This window comes from Nonomuraea sp. NPDC049784 (assembly GCF_040659615.1).
Classification (GTDB): Bacteria; Actinomycetota; Actinomycetes; order Streptosporangiales; family Streptosporangiaceae; genus Nonomuraea.
In genome coordinates, this window is sequence record NZ_JBFAMX010000212.1 from 1 (window position 1) to 16,177 (window position 16,177).

Consider the following 16,177-nt stretch of genomic DNA (forward strand, 5'->3'; position numbering starts at 1 on the left):
CGCGCAGCCGCGACGCCGGCGGCACGGGGCTGGGCCTGGCCATCGCGCGGGACATCGCGATGGCCCACCGCGGCACGATCACCGTCGAGGACTGCAAGGGCGGCGCGAGATTCGTCCTGAGACTTCCCGCCGTTTGACCGATTCTCGTAGATTTCCGGTGCTCATGTCATAGATCATGGTGTCATGAAGGAACAAGCGCCGCAGGGCGTCGAGCCTCACATCCCTAACGCGGCGCGCATGTACGACTACTTCCTGGGTGGAAAGGACAACTTCCAGGCCGACCGGGATCTGGCCGACCGGGTACTCAGCTTTCTTCCGGAGACCCGCGACGGCACCAGGGAGAACCGCGCGCTCATCGGCCGGTTCGTGCGTTACCTGTGCGAGCAGGGCATCACCCAGTTCCTCGATCTCGGTTCCGGCCTGCCTGCGCAGGAGAACGTGCACGAGGTCGCCCTCAGGCACACCCCGGACGCCCGCGTGGTGTACGTGGACAACGACCCGGTGGTGGCCACGCACGGCAGGGCGCTGCTGGCCGATCCCGAGCGGGTGGCCATGGTGCTGGGCGACGTGCGCCGGCCGAAGGAGATCCTGTCGAGCCCGGAGGTGCGCACGCTGCTGGACTTCGAACGTCCGGTGGCCGTGCTGATGATGTTCATCCTGCACCTGATCCGCGACGAGGACGACCCGCGCGGCTTCGTGGCCGCCTACCGCGACGCCCTCGCCCCGGGCAGCTATCTGGCCATCTCCCACGTGGGCAGCGACTCCCACACCTCTGTGACCGACCGGGTGAGCCAGTTCTACGAGGCGGCCAACATGCCGTTCAGGCCGCGGCCCGGCGAGGAGATCTCCGCCTTCTTCGGCGACTTCGAGTTCATCCCGCCGGGCTATCTGGCCAACGGTGTGGGGTCGGAGCTCGGGTGGCCGTACCTCGAGCCCGGCGCCCCGGTCTTCCTGGACCCGGACCTGGCTCTCATGGGCTACGCGGGCATCGCCCGCAAGCCCTAGACCTTCGACAGCTCCCTGTCGCCCGGCTCGCCCGGCTCCGGCGGCTCTTCGCCCTCGTCCTCGTCCTCGTCCAGCAGCGTCGCCTCGTCGAAGGGCAACTGCCCCGCCAGCACCCGGTCGGCGCGCTCCCGGTCGAACTCGCCGGTCCAGGTGCCGACGAGCACGGTGGCGACGGCGTTACCGGCGAAGTTGGTCAGCGCCCTGGCCTCGGACATGAACCGGTCGATGCCCACGATGAGGCCGACGCCGTCGACCAGCGCCGGTCGGTGCGCCTGCAGCCCGGCGGCCAGCGTGGCCAGCCCGGCCCCGGTCACGCCCGCGGCGCCCTTGGAGGCGATCATCATGAACAGCAGCAGCGCGAGCTGCTCGCCGATCTGCAGCGGCGCACCGGTGGCCTCGGCGATGAACAGCGTGGCCATGGTCAGGTAAATGGCGGTGCCGTCGAGGTTGAAGGAGTAGCCGGTCGGCACGGTGATGCCGGCCACGGTCTTGCTGACTCCCATGTGCTCCATCTTGGCGATGAGGCGGGGCAGGGCCGTCTCCGAGGACGAGGTGGACAGGATCAGCAGGAACTCGCGGCCCAGGTAGCTCAGCAGCGACCACAGGTTGATCCGGGCAACCAGCCACAGGATCGTGCCGAGCACGACGCCGACGAACAGCAGGCAGGTCACGTAGAAGGCGACCATGATGATCGCCAGGCTCTTGAGCGCCTCGAGCCCTGTCTCGCCCACCACGGCGGCCATCGCGCCGAACGCGCCGACGGGCGCGGCCCACATGACCATGGCGAGGATGCGGAACACCAGCCGCTGGAAGTGCTCGATGCCGCGCAGGATCGGCGTGCCCTTGTCGCCCATGGCCTGGAGCGCGAACCCGGTCAGCAGCGCGACGAGCAGCGCCTGCAGGACCGAGCCGCCGGTGAGCGCCGACACCAGCGTCTTCGGGATGATGCCGAGCAGGAAGTCGACGGTGGTGGCCTCGCCGCCCTTGGCTGCCTGTGCCTCCGCGGCCTGCCTGGCGGCGTCGCTGAGGTGCAGCCCCGAGCCGGGGTCGATGACGTTGCCGACCAGCAGGCCGATGAGCAGGGCTACCGTGGACATGACGATGAAGTAACCGAGCGCGAGACCGCCGACCTTGCCGACCTTGGCCGCCTGGCGTACCGAGCCGATGCCGAGCACGATCGTGCAGAAGATGATCGGCCCGATCACCATTTGGATGAGCGCCACGAAACCGGTGCCCAGCGGTTTCAGCTCCTTGCCCACGTCCGGCCAGACGAATCCGACCAGGATCCCTAGCAGGACGGCGCCGATGACGGCGAGGTACAGGTACCGAGTGCGATCACGCATGGGGGGTTCTCCAGCGGTGATGGAATTTCCTTCTAGTTTTTCGAGTATGACGCTCACAGTGACGTAGGTCACCATTGAGTAAGTTTCGTTCACGGGAGAGGTGTCAAGATGCGGCGCTGGAGCCTGGCGGGGCAGATGTTGGTCCTGCAGCTGCTCGTGGTCGCCGTCACGGTGGCGGGCCTCGCGGTGCTCGCGCTCGTACAGGCACGTGAGCTGCTCACCGACGAGGCGAGCAGCAAGGCCAGGGCCGTCGCGGTGAGCGTGGCGGCCTCGCCCAGCGTGCTGGACGCCCTCGACGACCCGAACCCGTCCGCGCGGCTGCAGCCGTACGCCGAGCAGGTACGCCACCAGACGGGCATCGACTTCATCACCATCATGAAACCGGACGGCACCCGCTACACCCACCCGATCCCCGCCGAGATCGGCAAGCGTTATCTCGGCCACATCGAGCGGGCGCTGGCAGGCGAGACGTTCACCGAGACCTACACCGGCACGCTCGGTGAGTCCAGGCGGGTGGTGACCCCCGTCATGTCGGACGGCCGGGTGCGGGCGCTGGTCAGCGCGGGCATCACGATCGAGAAGATCAGCGCCAAGGTGCGCGACCAGCTCGCCTGGGGCGGGCTCGTCGTCGCGCTCGCGCTCTCGCTGGGCGCGGCAGCCACCTGGCTGGTGACCGCGCGGCTGCGCCGCCAGACGCACGGCCTGGGCCCGGTGGAGCTCAGCCGCATCCACGACCACCACGACGCGGTCCTGCACGCCGTCAGGGAGGGCCTGCTGCTGGTGGGCAAGGACGGCACGCTGACGCTGTGCAACGACGCCGCCCGTCACCTGCTCGACCTGCCGGCCGACGCCGAGGGGCGGCACGTGGACGAGCTGGGCCTTTCCGAGGTGCTGGCCGAAGGCGAGGAGCGCATCCACCTGGTCGGCGACCGGGTGCTGGCCGTCAACAGCGCCGCCAGCAGGCTCGGCACCGTGGTGACCCTGCGCGACCACACCGAGCTGCAGGCGCTGACCGGGCAGCTCGACGCCGAGCGCGGCTTCGCCGACTCGCTGCGCTCGGCCGCCCACGAGGCCGCCAACCGGCTCCACACGGTCATCACGCTGGTGGAGCTGGGCCGTACCGAGCAGGCGGTGGCCCTGGGCACCGCGGAGCTGCGGGCCGCCCAAGAGCTCACCGACCGGGTGGTCGGCGCGGTCCGCGAGCCGGTCCTGGCGGCGCTGCTGCTGGGAAAGAGCGCCGAGGCGGCCGAACGCGGCGTCGAGCTGGTGATCAGCCAGGACAGCGAGCTGGACGACCTGGGCCTCGGCCCGCGCGAGCTGGTCACGATCGTGGGCAACCTGATCGACAATGCCGTCGACGCGGCCTCCCGGGTGGAGGTGCACCTGTGCGCCGACCAGGAAGACGTCGTGATCAGGGTGAGCGACAACGGTCCCGGGCTGTCCGACCCGCAGGCCTTCGACAAGGGCTGGACCACCAAGGGCGACGGTCACGGGCTCGGGCTGGCCCTGGTGGGGCAGTCGGTCCGGCGTATGGGCGGCACCATCGCCGTGGAGGGCTCGGTGTTCACCGTGCGGCTGCCCGTGCCGGAGCGTGTGCGATGACGATCTCGGCGCGGGACCCGGGCGCGAGGATCTCCGTGCTCGTCGTCGAGGACGAGGAGATCACGGCGGAGGCCAACCGCATCTACGTCGAGCGGATTCCGGGCTTCGAGGTGGCCGGGGTGGTCAGGACCGGCGGCGAGGCGCTGCGCTTCCTGCGCAGGAAGCCGGTGGACCTCGTCCTGCTCGACCTGTACCTGCCGGACATGCACGGGCTGGAGGTGTGCAGGGCGATCCGCGCGGGCGGGATCATGTGCGACGTGATCGCCGTCACCTCCGCCCGCGACCTGGCCATGGTCCGCTCGGCGGTGTCGCTCGGCATCTCCCAGTACCTGCTCAAGCCGTTCACCTACGCGACACTCGTCGAAAAGCTCACGCGTTATGCCAAGTTCAAGGAGGAGGCGGGCGTCGCCGTCGGGCAGAGCGACGTGGACCGCGTGCTGGGCACCCTGCGGGGCAGCTCCGAGCTGCCCAAGGGCATGGCGCGGGACACGCTCGACACGGTCGCGGCGAAGCTGCGGGCAAGCCCCGAGGGCATGGCGGCCCAAGCCGTGGCCGACGCGATCGGAGTGTCCCGCGTGACGGCCCGCCGCTACCTGGAATACCTGGTGGAGCTGGGTGTGGCGGCCCGCATCCCACAGTACGGAGGGGTGGGCCGGCCAGAGTTGCTCTACCGGATCCCCATGGAAAGTTAATGATGGTGACGCTGGCCGTTCAATCCAGGCCTCTAGCTTCTGGGTGCAGTCCATTGCACTGAGGAGATATACCTTGCGAGTCCTGGCCGTAGTTCCCGCCCGCGGAGGTTCGGCGGGCGTACCCCTGAAGAACCTCGCCCTGGTCGGAGGCGTCCCCCTGGTCACCCGCGCGGTGCGGGCCTGCCAGCGGGCCGAACTGGTGGACCAGGTCGTGGTCAGCACCGACCACGCGGGGATCGCCGAGACCGCCAGGCAGGCGGGGGCGGTCGTCGTGGAGCGGCCCGAGGAGCTGAGCGGCGCGACCGCCTCCAGCGAGTCGGCGGTCCTGCACGCGCTCGACGCCATCGGTGAAGACCCCGAAGTGGTCGTGCTGGTGCAGTGCACGAGCGCGTTCATCGACCCCGAGGACCTGTCGGACGCAGTGCGCAAGGTGCTCGACGGCGAGGCCGACTCGGTCGTGTCCGGGCTGCCGACGCACGAGTTCCTGTGGACGGCCAACGGGGCCGGGATCAACCACGACCCGGCCGTCAGGCAGCGCAGGCAGGACCGCGAGCCCGAGTTCCGCGAGAACGGCGCCTTCTACGTCATGCGCACCGCCGGCCTGCGCGAGCACGGCCACCGCTTCTTCGGCGAGGTCGCCGTCCAGCCGGTGCCGCAGCAGCACGGCATCGAGATCGACAACCCGGAGGACCTGGAGCTCGTGCGCGCGCTCGCCCCGTTCATCGACCAGCCCGAGCCGATCGACGTGGACGCCGTCATCACCGACTTCGACGGCGTGCACACCGACGACCGCGCCTACGTCGACTCCGACGGCCGCGAGATGGTGCTGGTCAGCCGCTCGGACGGGATGGGCGTCTCGCTCCTGAAGCGGTCCGGGGTGAAGGTGCTGGTCATGTCCACCGAGCACAACCCCGTGGTGGCCGCCCGCGCCCGCAAGCTGGGCGTGCCCGTGCTGCAGGGCCTGGCCGACAAGCGGACCGTGCTGCGCGACTGGCTCAGCATCGAGGGCCTCGACCCGGCCCGCGTGGCCTACGTCGGCAACGACGTCAACGACCTGGGCCCGATGTCCGAGGTCGGCTGGCCCATCGCCACCCCCGACGCCCACCCGCGCGTGCGCGCCGCCGCCAGGATCGTGCTGACCAAGCCGGGCGGGTCCGGCGCCGTACGCGAGCTGTGCGACCGCGTCGTGGCCGCCCGCCCCGAGCCGCCCGCCGTCGAGGTCCGCACCCGGCCCAGCCTCGGCCCCGTCGCGATCGGCGACGTGCTGGTCGGCAACGGCGAGCCCGTGTACGTGATCGGCGAGATCGGCATCAACCACAACGGCGACATCGACATCGCCCGCCGCCTCATCGACGTGGCGGCCGAGGCCGGCTGCCAGGCGGTCAAGTTCCAGAAGCGCACCCCCGCGATCTGCGTGCCCGAGGAGCAGAAGGGCCAGATCAGGCAGACGCCGTGGGGCGAGATGACCTACCTGGAGTACAAGGAGCGCACCGAGTTCGGCTTCGACGAGTACCGGCAGATCGCGAAATACTGCGACGAGCGCGGCCTGCACTGGTTCGCCTCGCCGTGGGACGTGCCCTCCGTTGAGTTCCTGGAGGAGATGGACGTCCTGACGCACAAGGTGGCCTCGGCCAGCATCGCCGACCACGAGCTGCTGCGGGCCCTGGCCGCCACCGGCAAGCCGATCATCCTGTCCACCGGCATGTCCACGCTGTCGGAGATCGACGCGGCCGTCGAGATCCTCGGCACCGAGAAGCTGATCATGATGCACGCGACGTCCACGTACCCGCTGCCGCCGGAAGAGGCGAACCTGCGCACGATCACCACGCTCAAGGACCGGTACGGCGTGCCCGTCGGCTACTCCGGCCACGAGCGCGGCCTGCAGATCTCTCTGGCCGCGGTCACGCTCGGCGCGGTCTGCGTGGAGCGGCACATCACGCTCGACCGCACCATGTGGGGCTCCGACCACGCCGCCTCGCTGGAGCCGTCCGGCCTCGAGCACCTGGTACGCGACATCCGCATCATCGAGCAGGCCATGGGCGACGGCGTCAAGCGCGTCTTCCCCGGCGAGGAGGCTCCCAAGGCCCGCCTGCGCCGGGTGACCGTCTGACCTCGTTCGCACTCTGGAGAAACAACCCTTGATCACACTCTCGGTCGTCGTGCCGGTGCGGGACGGTGAGCGCTTCATCGCCGACGCGCTCACCTCTCTTTGCCGCAACGCCCGGCACGACTTCGAGTTCATCGTCGTGGACGACGGCTCCGTGGACGCCACCGGGGCCATCGTCGAGGACTTCGCCCGCGACCTGCCCGGGCTGTCCGTGCTGCGCAACCCCGCGCCCGTGGGGCTGGCCGACGCCCGCAACACGGGACTGTCGGCCGCCTCCGGCCGGTACGTGACCTTCATGGACGGCGACGACTGGCTCGCCCCCGGCTACCTGGCGCAGCTCGTCGAGGCGATCGACGGGCTCGGCTGCGACTTCGTCCGCGCCGACCACGTGCAGGTCGAGGGCCGCAAACGGGTCGTGCACCGTGCCCCGCTGGCGCGGAGGGGCGCGGTGCTCGACCCACGGGACGCGATCCTGCCGGAGAACGTGCGGACCATGGTCGACTACCCGTACGCCTGGGCCGGAATCTACCGGCGCTCCCTGCGCGACCTGCTGCACTTCCCCGGCTCCCTGCACACCGCCGAGGACCGGCCGTGGATCTGGCGCCTGCACAGGGAAGCCGCCACGTTCGCGGTGGTGTCACTGGCCGGCCTGTTCTACCGGCGCATGGTGTCCGGATCGCTGACGCAGGTGGGCGACGAGCGCCAGCTGCACTTCTTCGACGCGTTCGACCTGGTCTTCAAGGACCTGGAGCCGGAGTTCCTGCCCAAGGCGGTACGGAACTTCTGCGCCCTGCTCGCCCACCATCTGGAGATCGCCGACCGGTTCACGCCGGCGCTGCGGGCCCGCTTCGAGGAGCGCGGTGCGCACATGGTGCGCGCGCTGCCCGCCGAGCTGGTGTCCGAATCGGTGGCGCGGATGTCCGCCGAACGCGAGGCCACGCTGCGGGCCCTGGTGCCCGACCTGCCGCCCAGTCCGCACATCCGGGTCCGCCGCGACCGGGAGGAGACGTCGTGAAGGTCTTCTATGCCTCGACGCTGTTCGGCGCGATGTCGCTGGCCGCCGCCATCGACGACGGCCGCTTCGGCGACGGCCGCCGCGTCCTCGTCGTGTCCAACAACGCGGCCATCCCCGAGGTGTCCACGCCGCTCGACAAGACGCCCGGCTTCGCCGTGCTGCGCTCGCGCTTCGACGAGGTGCACTCGTGGAACGAGCTCATCGCGCCGCTCCACCCCTCCGACTGGAAGGCCCGCGTCATCGAGGTGCCCATGATGGAGCGCCTCATCCGCTCCCACTGGGCGCTGGACGGGGTGGAGCAGCTGGTGCTGGAGTCGATCGCGGTGCCTCCGGCCCGGACGATCGCAGGGCTGGTGCGCGACTGCCCGATCACCGTCTACTCCGACGGGCTGATGAGCTACGGCCCGACCCGCGACCCGCTGCCCGCTGAGATCTTCCGCCGCATCGAGCGGCTGCTCCACCTGGACCTGGTGCCGGGGCTGGTGCCGCTGCTGCTCAGCGAGTACGGCGTCACGCCGTCGATCCTGCCGGACGAGCGGTTCCTGTCGATCGTGGACGAGGTCACCGCCACCGCGCCCGACATGATGCACGGGCGGGCGATGATCCTCGGCCAGTACCTGTCGGCACTGGAGATCGTCACGCCGGAGGAGGAGGCGGCCCTGCACGAGACCATGCTGCGTGCCCTGGCCGCCCGCGGCCACACCGACGTCGTCTTCAAGCCGCACCCGGCCGCCGGGCGGCGGCACGCCCAGCTCCTGCGGGCCGCGGCCGAGCCCCTGGGCGTGCGGCTGTCGGTGGCCCCCGAGAGCGTGCCCGCCGAGGTGTGCTTCGCCGCGCTGCGCCCAGAACTCGTCGTGGGGTGCTTCTCCACGGGGCTGCTGACGGCGCAGCGCTACTTCGGGCTGCCCGTCGCCTCGTACGGCACGGACCTGGTGCTGGACCGGCTGGCTCCCTACGAGAACAGCAACCGGATCCCGGTCACGATCGTGGACGCGCTGCTGCCCCGCCTGTCGGCCGACGGGGCCATCACCCCGCCACCGGCGGTGGACCTGCGCGGGCTGGTGCGCGCCGTGGGCTACTGCATGCAGGCCGAGACGTACCCGGAGCTGCGGCCCGCGAGCATCGACTTCGACGCGCGTTACTTCAAGCGCAAGCGCCTGGAGACCCTGGGCCTGGTGACCAAGCCGACCGCGCTCACCCGGCTCCGCAGGAAGATCCGCTCCGCGATCTGACCCGCGACCCCGGCCGGTGGGATGGCCACTCGCGCCGGCACGACCGCCCTCCCCACAGGGGCCTCAACCCGGGACGACGGGCTGGCTGCCTCCCACCGTCCGGGGCTGCGGTCCTTCGGAAGGATGGCGGGGCCGCGCCGACCCCGGTGCTGGGTCCGGGGCGGGTCAATCGCCCAGGCCACCCCGACCGCGGTGCCGGGGTTGGGTGGTCAGCCGAGGGCCTTGAGGTATCGCCGCATCCGGCGCTTGGCCCGGTAGCCCGCCCGCAGCATCGAGGGGTGCACCTCCACCCGGAGCCGGGCCCGGCGCCGTGCCGCCGCGTGCTCGGGCCCGTCCAGCAGCGAGGCCGCGGGCACCCGCGGCCCGCCCGTCACCAGCCCCGTCAGCAGCCGAGCCCAGTCGTTGCGCTCCGCCGGGTGGAAGTAGTTGGCCGCGCACCACTCGGGCGAGGCAAGCCGGAAGTCGCCCTTGGCCAGGTCGTCGAGCGTGCCCAGTAGCCCGCTGCCCTCGAACACCAGGTTGATCATCTCGGCGCTCACGCCGAAGTCGCTCAGCACCAGCGACGGCACGCCCAGCGCGATCGCCTCCAGCGCCGCCGTCGAGCTCACCGTGACGAACCCGGCCGCCCGCTCGAGCTGGTCGTGCATCGAGCCCGCCTGGAAGGAGAGCCGCCCCGGCTCCCCCATCTCCCGCCACAGCCGCTGGTAGTGGTGACGCTCGTTGTGGGTCTGCCGCTCGTCCTCCAGCGCGCGCAGCTTGACGACCACGTCCAGGTCGGGGCGGAGCCGGGCCAGCTCGGCCAGCCCCAGCAGGATGCGCTCCCGCTCCTCCCGCCCGCGCGGCACCTTGGCCTGGGTGGCGAACACGATCCGGTTCCCGCCCCCGGCGACCGTCTCAGAGCGCAGGAACGGCAGCCTCGCCAGGCCCACCGCCCCTCCCCCGCCGAGCCTGGCGGCGATCTCGGAGAACTCGGCCACCTCCCGCTCGCTGTGCACCACGAACAGGTCGCACCCGCTGCGGAACAACCACGCCTTCTCCGTCGCGGGCACCGAGATGCCCGGCAGCCCGCTGACGAACACCGGCCGCGGCCGCAGCCCCGCGAACACCTCGGCCACCAGCACGTCCACGACCGGCCCCGTGCAGGCCACCAGCACCACGTCCGGCTGCGTACGCTCGGCCAGCCGCCGCACGGACCGGGCCGACAGCACCGGCGGCGGCTCGACGCCGCCGCCCACGGCGGCCGCGATCTGCTCAGGCGAAGGCGTGATAGGTGTACGCACCACCACCAGCTCCGCCGTGTCCCCCCCTGGGCCTCCCCCGGGCAGGTCGCCGAGCAGGCAGGCCGCCCACTTCAGGTACGAGTCGGAGTCGGCGACCGCCAACACTTTCAACCGGACACTCCCGTCAGATGCGAACGAAGGGCGGGGGCCGCCCTGCTGGTCCACCAGTCCTCGGGGACCTCCACGGGCTCGACGGCGACACCGCGCGGGCTGAGCAGCACCCGCAGCGAGGTGATCGCGGTCGAGGGGAGGCTGAGCACGCGCTGGCCCGCGTCCAGGCCGCGCAGCGTCAGCTCGGCGGGCGCACCTGCGTCGTGAACCGTGATCCCCGGGCGTTCCCGGATCAGCGCGACGTCAACGGGGTCCTCGCGGCGATGCGGGTAGTACGCCAGCGGCTCGCGCGCGGCCAGGTCGGTCAGCCAGCGCAGGTAGTGGTCGCGGTGCACCAGGCCGTTCCTGACGAGCGAGGTGCCGAGGACGACCGTGCGCTCCGCCGGCCCTTCGGCGCTGGGCGGCTGGGCCCGCAGCCAGGCGAACTGGTGGCGTACCAGATCGATCCCGGCCCGCCGTACCGCGTCCTCCAGCGGCTTGTCGACGGGCAGGGCGGTGAAGACCGACACGTCGCTCAGACGCAGCCGCAGCGCGGCCGCCAGGCCCAGCGCGGCGCGCAGCCTGGTCGGCTGGGCCCTGGCCCGCAGCAGCGGCCGGTACGGCCCCGCGGCCAGCAGCTCGAGCAGCCGGAGAGTGGCCAGACCGTCGTCCACGATCACGATGCGGCCCGGACGCGAGGTGAGCCAGCGCAGCTGCACCCTGCCGGAGAAGGCGTCGCCGACGGCCTGCACGCGTCTGGGCATGCGTTCGCGCGGCTCGGCGAGCTCCAGCCCGTCGGGCAGCCCGAGAGACCTCAGCTCCCGGCGCGTGGCCTTCAGCGGCCGAAGACCCGAGCGCGGCACGACGACCGTCTTGGGGCCGAGCAAGCCTGCGTGGTGGGCCTCGACGGCGCACAGCATCTGGAGCGGAGACTCCACCCAGGCCGACGCCTGTTCGACCACTCCTGCTCCTCCCAGCCGGGTGATGGCCCGTTCACGACCGCTTCAAGCTAGCCCCGCCGCCTTAAGCCCTCAGAAACGCGACGTGAACAATGGAGGCTATGAACTCTCTCTTGCTCAACGCCGACGGCGTGCACATCCCGCAGCTCGGCTACGGCGTCTGGCAGGTCGCCGCCGACGAGGCCGCGCAGGCCGTCACGACCGCACTGAAGTCCGGCTACCGGCACGTCGACACCGCCGCCGCGTACGGCAACGAGGAGGGCGTGGGCCAGGCCGTGCGCGAATCGGAGCTGCCGCGCCGGAAGGTGTTCGTCACCACCAAGCTGTGGAACGCCGACCACGGACGCGCCGAGGCGGCCTTCGAGGAGTGCCTGGCCCGGCTCGGCCTCGACTACATCGACCTTTTCCTCATCCACTGGCCGGTGCCGCAGCAGGACAAGTACGTGCAGGCGTGGAAGGCGATGGAAAAGATCTACCGTGACGGGCGGGCGAAGGCCATCGGCACCTCCAACTTCACGATCGACACCCTGACCCGGCTGATGAACGAGACCGACATCGTGCCGTCGATCAACCAGATCGAGCTCCACCCGTACCTGCAGCAGCGCGATATGCGCGCCTTCCACGAGGCCAACGGCATCCTCACCGAGGCCTGGAGCCCGCTCGGCCAGGGCAAGGGCCTGCTCGACGACCCCGCGCTGGCCGTGCTGTCCGGCAAGTACGGCAAGACGCCCGCGCAGATCGTGCTCCGCTGGCACCTGCAGCTCGGCAACGTCGTCATCCCCAAGTCCGTGACCCCGTCGCGGATCGCCGAGAACATCGACGTGTTCGACTTCATCCTCGACCCCGAGGACATGGCCGCCATCGGCGCGCTGAACAGGGGCCGGCGTTTCGGTCCCGATCCCGACACGTTCGACATGATGTGATTCGTCTACGATCTCCCGTGTGCGGGATTTTGCGTGGGGCATTGCGGCGACAGGCGGTATCGCGCGGACTGTGGGAGCGGCCATCGTGGCCGAGCCGGGGATGCGGGTGGCCGCCGTCGGGTCCAGGGACTTAGGACGGGCGCAGACCCTGGCCGCCACTTTGGGCGCGGAGTCGGCGTACGGCTCCTATGAGCAGATGTGCGCCGATCCGGCCGTGGACGCCGTCTATGTCGCGACGCCGCACGCCCAGCATCTACAGGTGGCCGAGGCCGCCATCGCCGCGGGCAAGGCCGTGCTGTGCGAGAAGCCGCTGGCCGCCACCGTGGACGACGCGGAGAAGATGGTACGGCTGGCGCGCGAGGCAGGCGTGTTCCTCATGGAAGCCATGTGGATGCGCTTCAACCCCCTCATCCAGAAGATCGCGGCCGACGAGCGCTTCGGCGACATCCGCTCCGTGCACGCCTCCTTCGGCTTCGCCAAGCCCTACGATCCGGCGCACCGGCTGTGGGCGCCGGAGCTGGGCGGCGGGGCCCTGCTCGACCTGGGGATCTACCCGTTCGGCCTGGCTCAGCTACTCCTCGGCATGCCCTCTGACCTGCGGATAACCGGGTCCCTGGCACCCAACGGCGTGGACGCGGAGGCGGCCGGGGTCTTGCTCTACCCCGGCGGCAGGCGGGCTCTCGTAGAGACCTCGTTGCTCGGGAATTACCCGAACCATGCCTGTGTTGTAGGTACTCAGATGCGGGCGGACGTCCAGGCGCCGTTCTGGGCCCCGCAGCGGATGTTGCTTTCCGGGCGCTCCATGGAGCCGGAGGAGCATGTGCTCGATCCGGCGGACAACGGATACGCCGGAGAGCTCCGCGAAGTCCGCGCCGCGACGGCCGAAGGCAGGACCGAAAGCTCGGTCATGCCGCTTGATGAGTCCCTTGCCATGATGGGGCTCCTGGCCGCGGCTCGCAGGCAGCTCGCCTAGCTGGGTCGTTACAGATTTGTAGCCTCTTGCCTTATGCATTACATTTGAGGCATTCTTGAGACATTCGTCCGGTTTGTCCGGCAATGTCCGACCATCGCGACACACATCACAGGACCGTCCTGTGACCGCTGAATCCGCCTCCGGGCGGAACCGGGGACCCAAGTCCCATGGGGTGAATCGGCACTTCGGTGCCGTAGGGCAGCTTCCACGCCCGAACCCGTCAGCTAACCCGGTAAGCGGCATGGAAGCAAGGAGTAACCCCCTCGATGGCCAAGTTCCGCATTACCGCTGCCACGAAGACCAACATCGTCCGAGCCGCGCTCGGCGCGACCGTCCTGGCCTCCGGGCTCGGCGCCCACATGACCGCGGCCTCCGCCGCGGACAAGCAGCCGGCCACCGCAGCTACTCACGACAACAACCGTGCCAAGTCCCGGGAAACCAAGATCAACGTCACCGCCTCCCAGGTCCTGGCGCTCGCCAAGTCCCAGGTCGGCACCTCCGAGAACGCCTACGGCGGCGGCACCCCGTACCAGAGGTGGTACGCCAACTCACAGCGCGCCGCGGAGACCATCGCCCGTGACGGCGGCAGCCGGGCCGACTACGTGAACGCCGCCTGGTGCTCGATGTTCGTCTCCTGGGTCGGCGAGCAGACCGGCGCCCGCCCGCAGATCGGCTGGGACGCCTACACCGTCACCCACGCCAAGTGGTTCGCGGCCAATCATCGCTTCGGCACGGTCGCCAAGCCCGGCGCGGTCGTGTTCTTCTCCTGGAGCGGCAGCAAGAGCCTCGACGACATCCAGCACGTCGGGTTCGTCGAGAAGGACAACGGCGACGGCACCATCTCGACCGTCGAAGGCAACACCGGCAACGGCAAGGTCGAAGAGCGCGTGCGTCCGAAGTCCCAGGTCGTCGGCTACGGCTACCCGCAGTACGCCGGCTGACCCTGTTGCGCTAGACGAGCGCGCGCCCCGAAAGGGGCGCGCGCTCTTCGCATTCCACCGGTGAAGCGCCTGGGCACCGGCGCCTCCGAGTCCGCGCCGGAGTCGGATGAGCGGCCCGCCACCTGGGAAGACCCGAGGGAAGCAGGCTCGCGAGAAGAGCCACGCGCGAACCTCGCCAAGGAGCCGCCATGAGACCCAGCCCACGCCCAGGAGCCGTCGTCGCGGAGCGGCCGTGAGGGGCGGGCTCCAGTGGGCCGCCGACGGGCTGTTCCCCCGCGGCGGAAACCCACACGGCGTCCTGCCCGCCCTGCTGATCCTCCTGGCCATGGTCACCGGAATCGTGGACGCCGTCAGCTACCTCGGCCTGGGGCGCGTCTTCGTCGCCAACATGACCGGCAACACCGTCTTCCTGGGCTTCGCCCTCCTTGGCGGCGGAGACCTGTCGAAATGGGCCCCTCCCCTGTCCCTCGCCTGCTTCGGTGCCGGAGCGTGGAGCTCCGGCCTGCTGACCAGGCAGGTGGGGAACGCGCGGCGGGCGTTCACCATCGCCACCACCGTGCACGCGGTCCTCGTCGCGGCCGGCCTCGTGGTGGCCCTCACGGCCGGACACCACACCGCCGGGGCCAGGGCGGCGCTCATCGCGCTGCTCGCGTGCGGCATGGGCCTGCAGAACGCGTCCGTACGCGCGCTGGGCGTACCCGACCTGGTCACCAACGTCCTCACCACCACCCTGACGGGCCTGGCCGCCGACACCCCCGGGCGGGCGGCCTTCCGCCGGTTCGCCTCCGTCGCGGCGATGTTCCTCGGCGCGCTCGCCGGCGCCACGCTGCACCTGAACATCGGCCCCGCACCCGCGCTGACGCTCGCCCTGGTCCTGCTCGCGATCGTCGCCCTCGCAGCCCGCAGGCGCGGCCCCCGGAGCTCATGAGAGGAAGAAATCCGCCAGAGCCCGCGCGACCCCCGCCGGGTCGTTCTCCATCGGGATGTGCCCGGCCCCGGGAATGCGCACGAGCGTGCTGTTCGGGACCTCGGCGACGAAGCGCTCGGCGTACCGGACCTCCTGGAACGTGTCGTCCTCGCCCCACACCAGCAGCTTCGGCGTCTCATCGGCCTTCAGCGCGGGCACCAGGTCCAGCGTGTAGCGGCTGTCGGCCGCGCCCGCCAGGGCCATCCAGGACCGGCCGACCCGCGGGTCGTGCCACGGCTCCAGGTAGCCGGCCAACTCCGCCTCGGAGGCGGGCCGAGCCAGCGCGGTCGTGACGGCCTTGCGGCGTGCGGCCAGCAACTCCTCCACGGTCGTGGCCGCCACCACAGCGGGATCCCGGTAACGGGCCACCCCGGGCACCGGCCAGGAGTCGTACGTGACCGAATTGACCAGAGCCAGCCGCCGTACCTCCGACTCGACCAGCAGATGCTGCGCGACCGCACCCCCGATGTCGTGCCCCGCCACCAGCAGCGGCGCCTGCGCACCCACCGCGGCCGCGAACCGCCCCACCCACGCCGCCAGCGCGGGCACCGCCGCCGTCTCCGCCGTGAGCTCCCCCTCGGAACGGCCCAGCCCCGGCAGATCGACCGCCACAGGCCGCAACCCCGCCGCAGCCAGAGTGTCGATCACCGGCTCCCAGACCCGGCTCCAATACGTGCCGTGCAGCAGCAACACCACCGGGCCCCGCTCGCCCGCCGTCAGATAGCTGGCCATGCGGCCGTCGACTTCGATCGTCATTCGCTCGGACATGGCATAACCATGATGTTCTGCCCTACCTATGGTCAAATACCAACTAAGGTATGTCGGCATGACATTGGCGCAGCTCAGGGTGCTGGTCGCGGTCGCCGAGCACGGCGGCTTCACCGCCGCCGCCGACCACACCGGCATGTCCCAGCCCGCCGTCAGCCGCGCCATCGCCACCCTGGAGCGCGAGCTCGGCGCCGCCCTGTTCGTACGCCACCGCGACGGCATCGCCCTCACCGAAGCCGGCCAGGCAGCGCTCGCCCGGGCCCGCGAGACCCTGCGCCAC

General features: G+C 70.8%; 16 protein-coding genes and 1 riboswitch. Of the genes, 12 read left to right on the forward strand and 4 right to left on the reverse strand.

The genetic code is table 11. The annotated features are described in order from the left end of the window. Positions 1-137: ATP-binding protein (locus tag AB0J09_RS33215; RefSeq protein WP_360699511.1), on the forward strand; the 137-nt coding region annotated here is incomplete at its 5' end. A gap of 46 nt (positions 138-183) precedes the next feature. After that, on the forward strand, positions 184-1,005 hold the full coding sequence (locus AB0J09_RS33220) for an SAM-dependent methyltransferase (protein ID WP_360699486.1): 822 nt from the start codon (positions 184-186) through the stop codon (positions 1,003-1,005). Here the strand turns inward: AB0J09_RS33220 and AB0J09_RS33225 are convergent. Continuing rightward, complete coding sequence (locus tag AB0J09_RS33225) at positions 1,002-2,348, reverse strand: cation:dicarboxylase symporter family transporter (protein ID WP_360699488.1); 1,347 nt, start codon at positions 2,346-2,348, stop codon at positions 1,002-1,004. The genes AB0J09_RS33220 and AB0J09_RS33225 overlap by 4 nt on opposite strands. A gap of 108 nt (positions 2,349-2,456) precedes the next feature. Here AB0J09_RS33225 and AB0J09_RS33230 point away from each other — a divergent pair, with 108 nt between their 5' ends. From AB0J09_RS33230 to AB0J09_RS33250, 5 genes are all read left to right on the forward strand, one after another. After that, entirely contained in the window at positions 2,457-3,950 is a 1,494-nt protein-coding gene (locus AB0J09_RS33230; RefSeq protein WP_360699490.1) for a sensor histidine kinase, read from the forward strand. Then, positions 3,947-4,642: a response regulator gene (locus AB0J09_RS33235; RefSeq protein WP_360699491.1), complete on the forward strand. Its 696-nt coding sequence runs from the start codon at positions 3,947-3,949 to the stop codon at positions 4,640-4,642. Before AB0J09_RS33230 ends, AB0J09_RS33235 begins: the two co-directional genes overlap by 4 nt. A gap of 73 nt (positions 4,643-4,715) precedes the next feature. Continuing rightward, the gene (locus AB0J09_RS33240; RefSeq protein WP_360699493.1) at positions 4,716-6,752 is read left to right on the forward strand and encodes an N-acetylneuraminate synthase family protein; all 2,037 of its coding nucleotides are present in this window, start codon (positions 4,716-4,718) and stop codon (positions 6,750-6,752) included. A gap of 28 nt (positions 6,753-6,780) precedes the next feature. Further along, the gene (locus AB0J09_RS33245) at positions 6,781-7,764 is read left to right on the forward strand and encodes a glycosyltransferase family 2 protein (RefSeq protein WP_360699495.1); all 984 of its coding nucleotides are present in this window, start codon (positions 6,781-6,783) and stop codon (positions 7,762-7,764) included. Next, positions 7,761-8,996 carry a polysialyltransferase family glycosyltransferase gene (locus AB0J09_RS33250; protein ID WP_360699497.1) on the forward strand — a complete coding sequence of 412 codons (1,236 nt, stop codon included), beginning with the start codon at positions 7,761-7,763 and terminating at the stop codon, positions 8,994-8,996. Before AB0J09_RS33245 ends, AB0J09_RS33250 begins: the two co-directional genes overlap by 4 nt. Before the next feature lie 209 nt (positions 8,997-9,205). Here the strand turns inward: AB0J09_RS33250 and AB0J09_RS33255 are convergent, their stop codons facing one another. Together AB0J09_RS33255 and AB0J09_RS33260 are read right to left on the reverse strand one after the other, a co-directional pair. After that, positions 9,206-10,381: a DUF6716 putative glycosyltransferase gene (locus AB0J09_RS33255; protein WP_360699513.1), complete on the reverse strand. Its 1,176-nt coding sequence runs from the start codon at positions 10,379-10,381 to the stop codon at positions 9,206-9,208. A gap of 2 nt (positions 10,382-10,383) precedes the next feature. Further along, the gene (locus tag AB0J09_RS33260) at positions 10,384-11,328 is read right to left on the reverse strand and encodes a hypothetical protein (protein ID WP_360699499.1); all 945 of its coding nucleotides are present in this window, start codon (positions 11,326-11,328) and stop codon (positions 10,384-10,386) included. Positions 11,329-11,426: 98 nt separating this feature from the next. Here AB0J09_RS33260 and AB0J09_RS33265 point away from each other — a divergent pair, with 98 nt between their 5' ends. The 4 genes from AB0J09_RS33265 (at position 11,427) to AB0J09_RS33280 (ending at position 15,090) form a co-directional block, all read left to right on the forward strand. Further along, a complete protein-coding gene (locus tag AB0J09_RS33265) occupies positions 11,427-12,248 on the forward strand; it encodes an aldo/keto reductase (protein WP_360699501.1) in 822 nt (273 codons plus the stop codon). Between the two features lie 19 nt (positions 12,249-12,267). Next, on the forward strand, positions 12,268-13,221 hold the full coding sequence (locus AB0J09_RS33270; protein ID WP_360699503.1) for a Gfo/Idh/MocA family oxidoreductase: 954 nt from the start codon (positions 12,268-12,270) through the stop codon (positions 13,219-13,221). A gap of 116 nt (positions 13,222-13,337) precedes the next feature. Continuing rightward, positions 13,338-13,475: riboswitch (cyclic di-AMP (ydaO/yuaA leader) on the forward strand. A 12-nt stretch (positions 13,476-13,487) separates the two neighbouring features. Continuing rightward, positions 13,488-14,162 (forward strand): CHAP domain-containing protein, encoded by a 675-nt coding sequence (locus AB0J09_RS33275; protein WP_360699505.1) that lies wholly within the window; start codon positions 13,488-13,490, stop codon positions 14,160-14,162. A gap of 232 nt (positions 14,163-14,394) precedes the next feature. Beyond that, entirely contained in the window at positions 14,395-15,090 is a 696-nt protein-coding gene (locus AB0J09_RS33280) for a YoaK family protein (RefSeq protein ID WP_360699506.1), read from the forward strand. Here AB0J09_RS33280 and AB0J09_RS33285 read toward each other — a convergent pair. Further along, entirely contained in the window at positions 15,085-15,897 is an 813-nt protein-coding gene (locus AB0J09_RS33285; protein WP_360699508.1) for an alpha/beta hydrolase, read from the reverse strand. The genes AB0J09_RS33280 and AB0J09_RS33285 overlap by 6 nt on opposite strands. Before the next feature lie 58 nt (positions 15,898-15,955). Between AB0J09_RS33285 and AB0J09_RS33290 the strand changes: the two genes are divergently transcribed. Further along, positions 15,956-16,177 (forward strand): LysR family transcriptional regulator (locus tag AB0J09_RS33290; RefSeq protein WP_360699509.1); only part of this gene is annotated, 222 nt, incomplete at its 3' end.

Bases quoted from the DNA above. Each gene is read 5' to 3' on its own strand.
- AB0J09_RS33220 (WP_360699486.1), top strand. From the start codon at position 184: ATGAAGGAACAAGCGCCGCAGGGCGTCGAGCCTCACATCCCTAACGCG.
- AB0J09_RS33225 (WP_360699488.1), bottom strand. From the start codon at position 2,348: ATGCGTGATCGCACTCGGTACCTGTACCTCGCCGTCATCGGCGCCGTC.
- AB0J09_RS33230 (WP_360699490.1), top strand. From the start codon at position 2,457: ATGCGGCGCTGGAGCCTGGCGGGGCAGATGTTGGTCCTGCAGCTGCTC.
- AB0J09_RS33235 (WP_360699491.1), top strand. From the start codon at position 3,947: ATGACGATCTCGGCGCGGGACCCGGGCGCGAGGATCTCCGTGCTCGTC.
- AB0J09_RS33265 (WP_360699501.1), top strand. From the start codon at position 11,427: ATGAACTCTCTCTTGCTCAACGCCGACGGCGTGCACATCCCGCAGCTC.
- AB0J09_RS33275 (WP_360699505.1), top strand. From the start codon at position 13,488: ATGGCCAAGTTCCGCATTACCGCTGCCACGAAGACCAACATCGTCCGA.
- AB0J09_RS33285 (WP_360699508.1), bottom strand. From the start codon at position 15,897: ATGTCCGAGCGAATGACGATCGAAGTCGACGGCCGCATGGCCAGCTAT.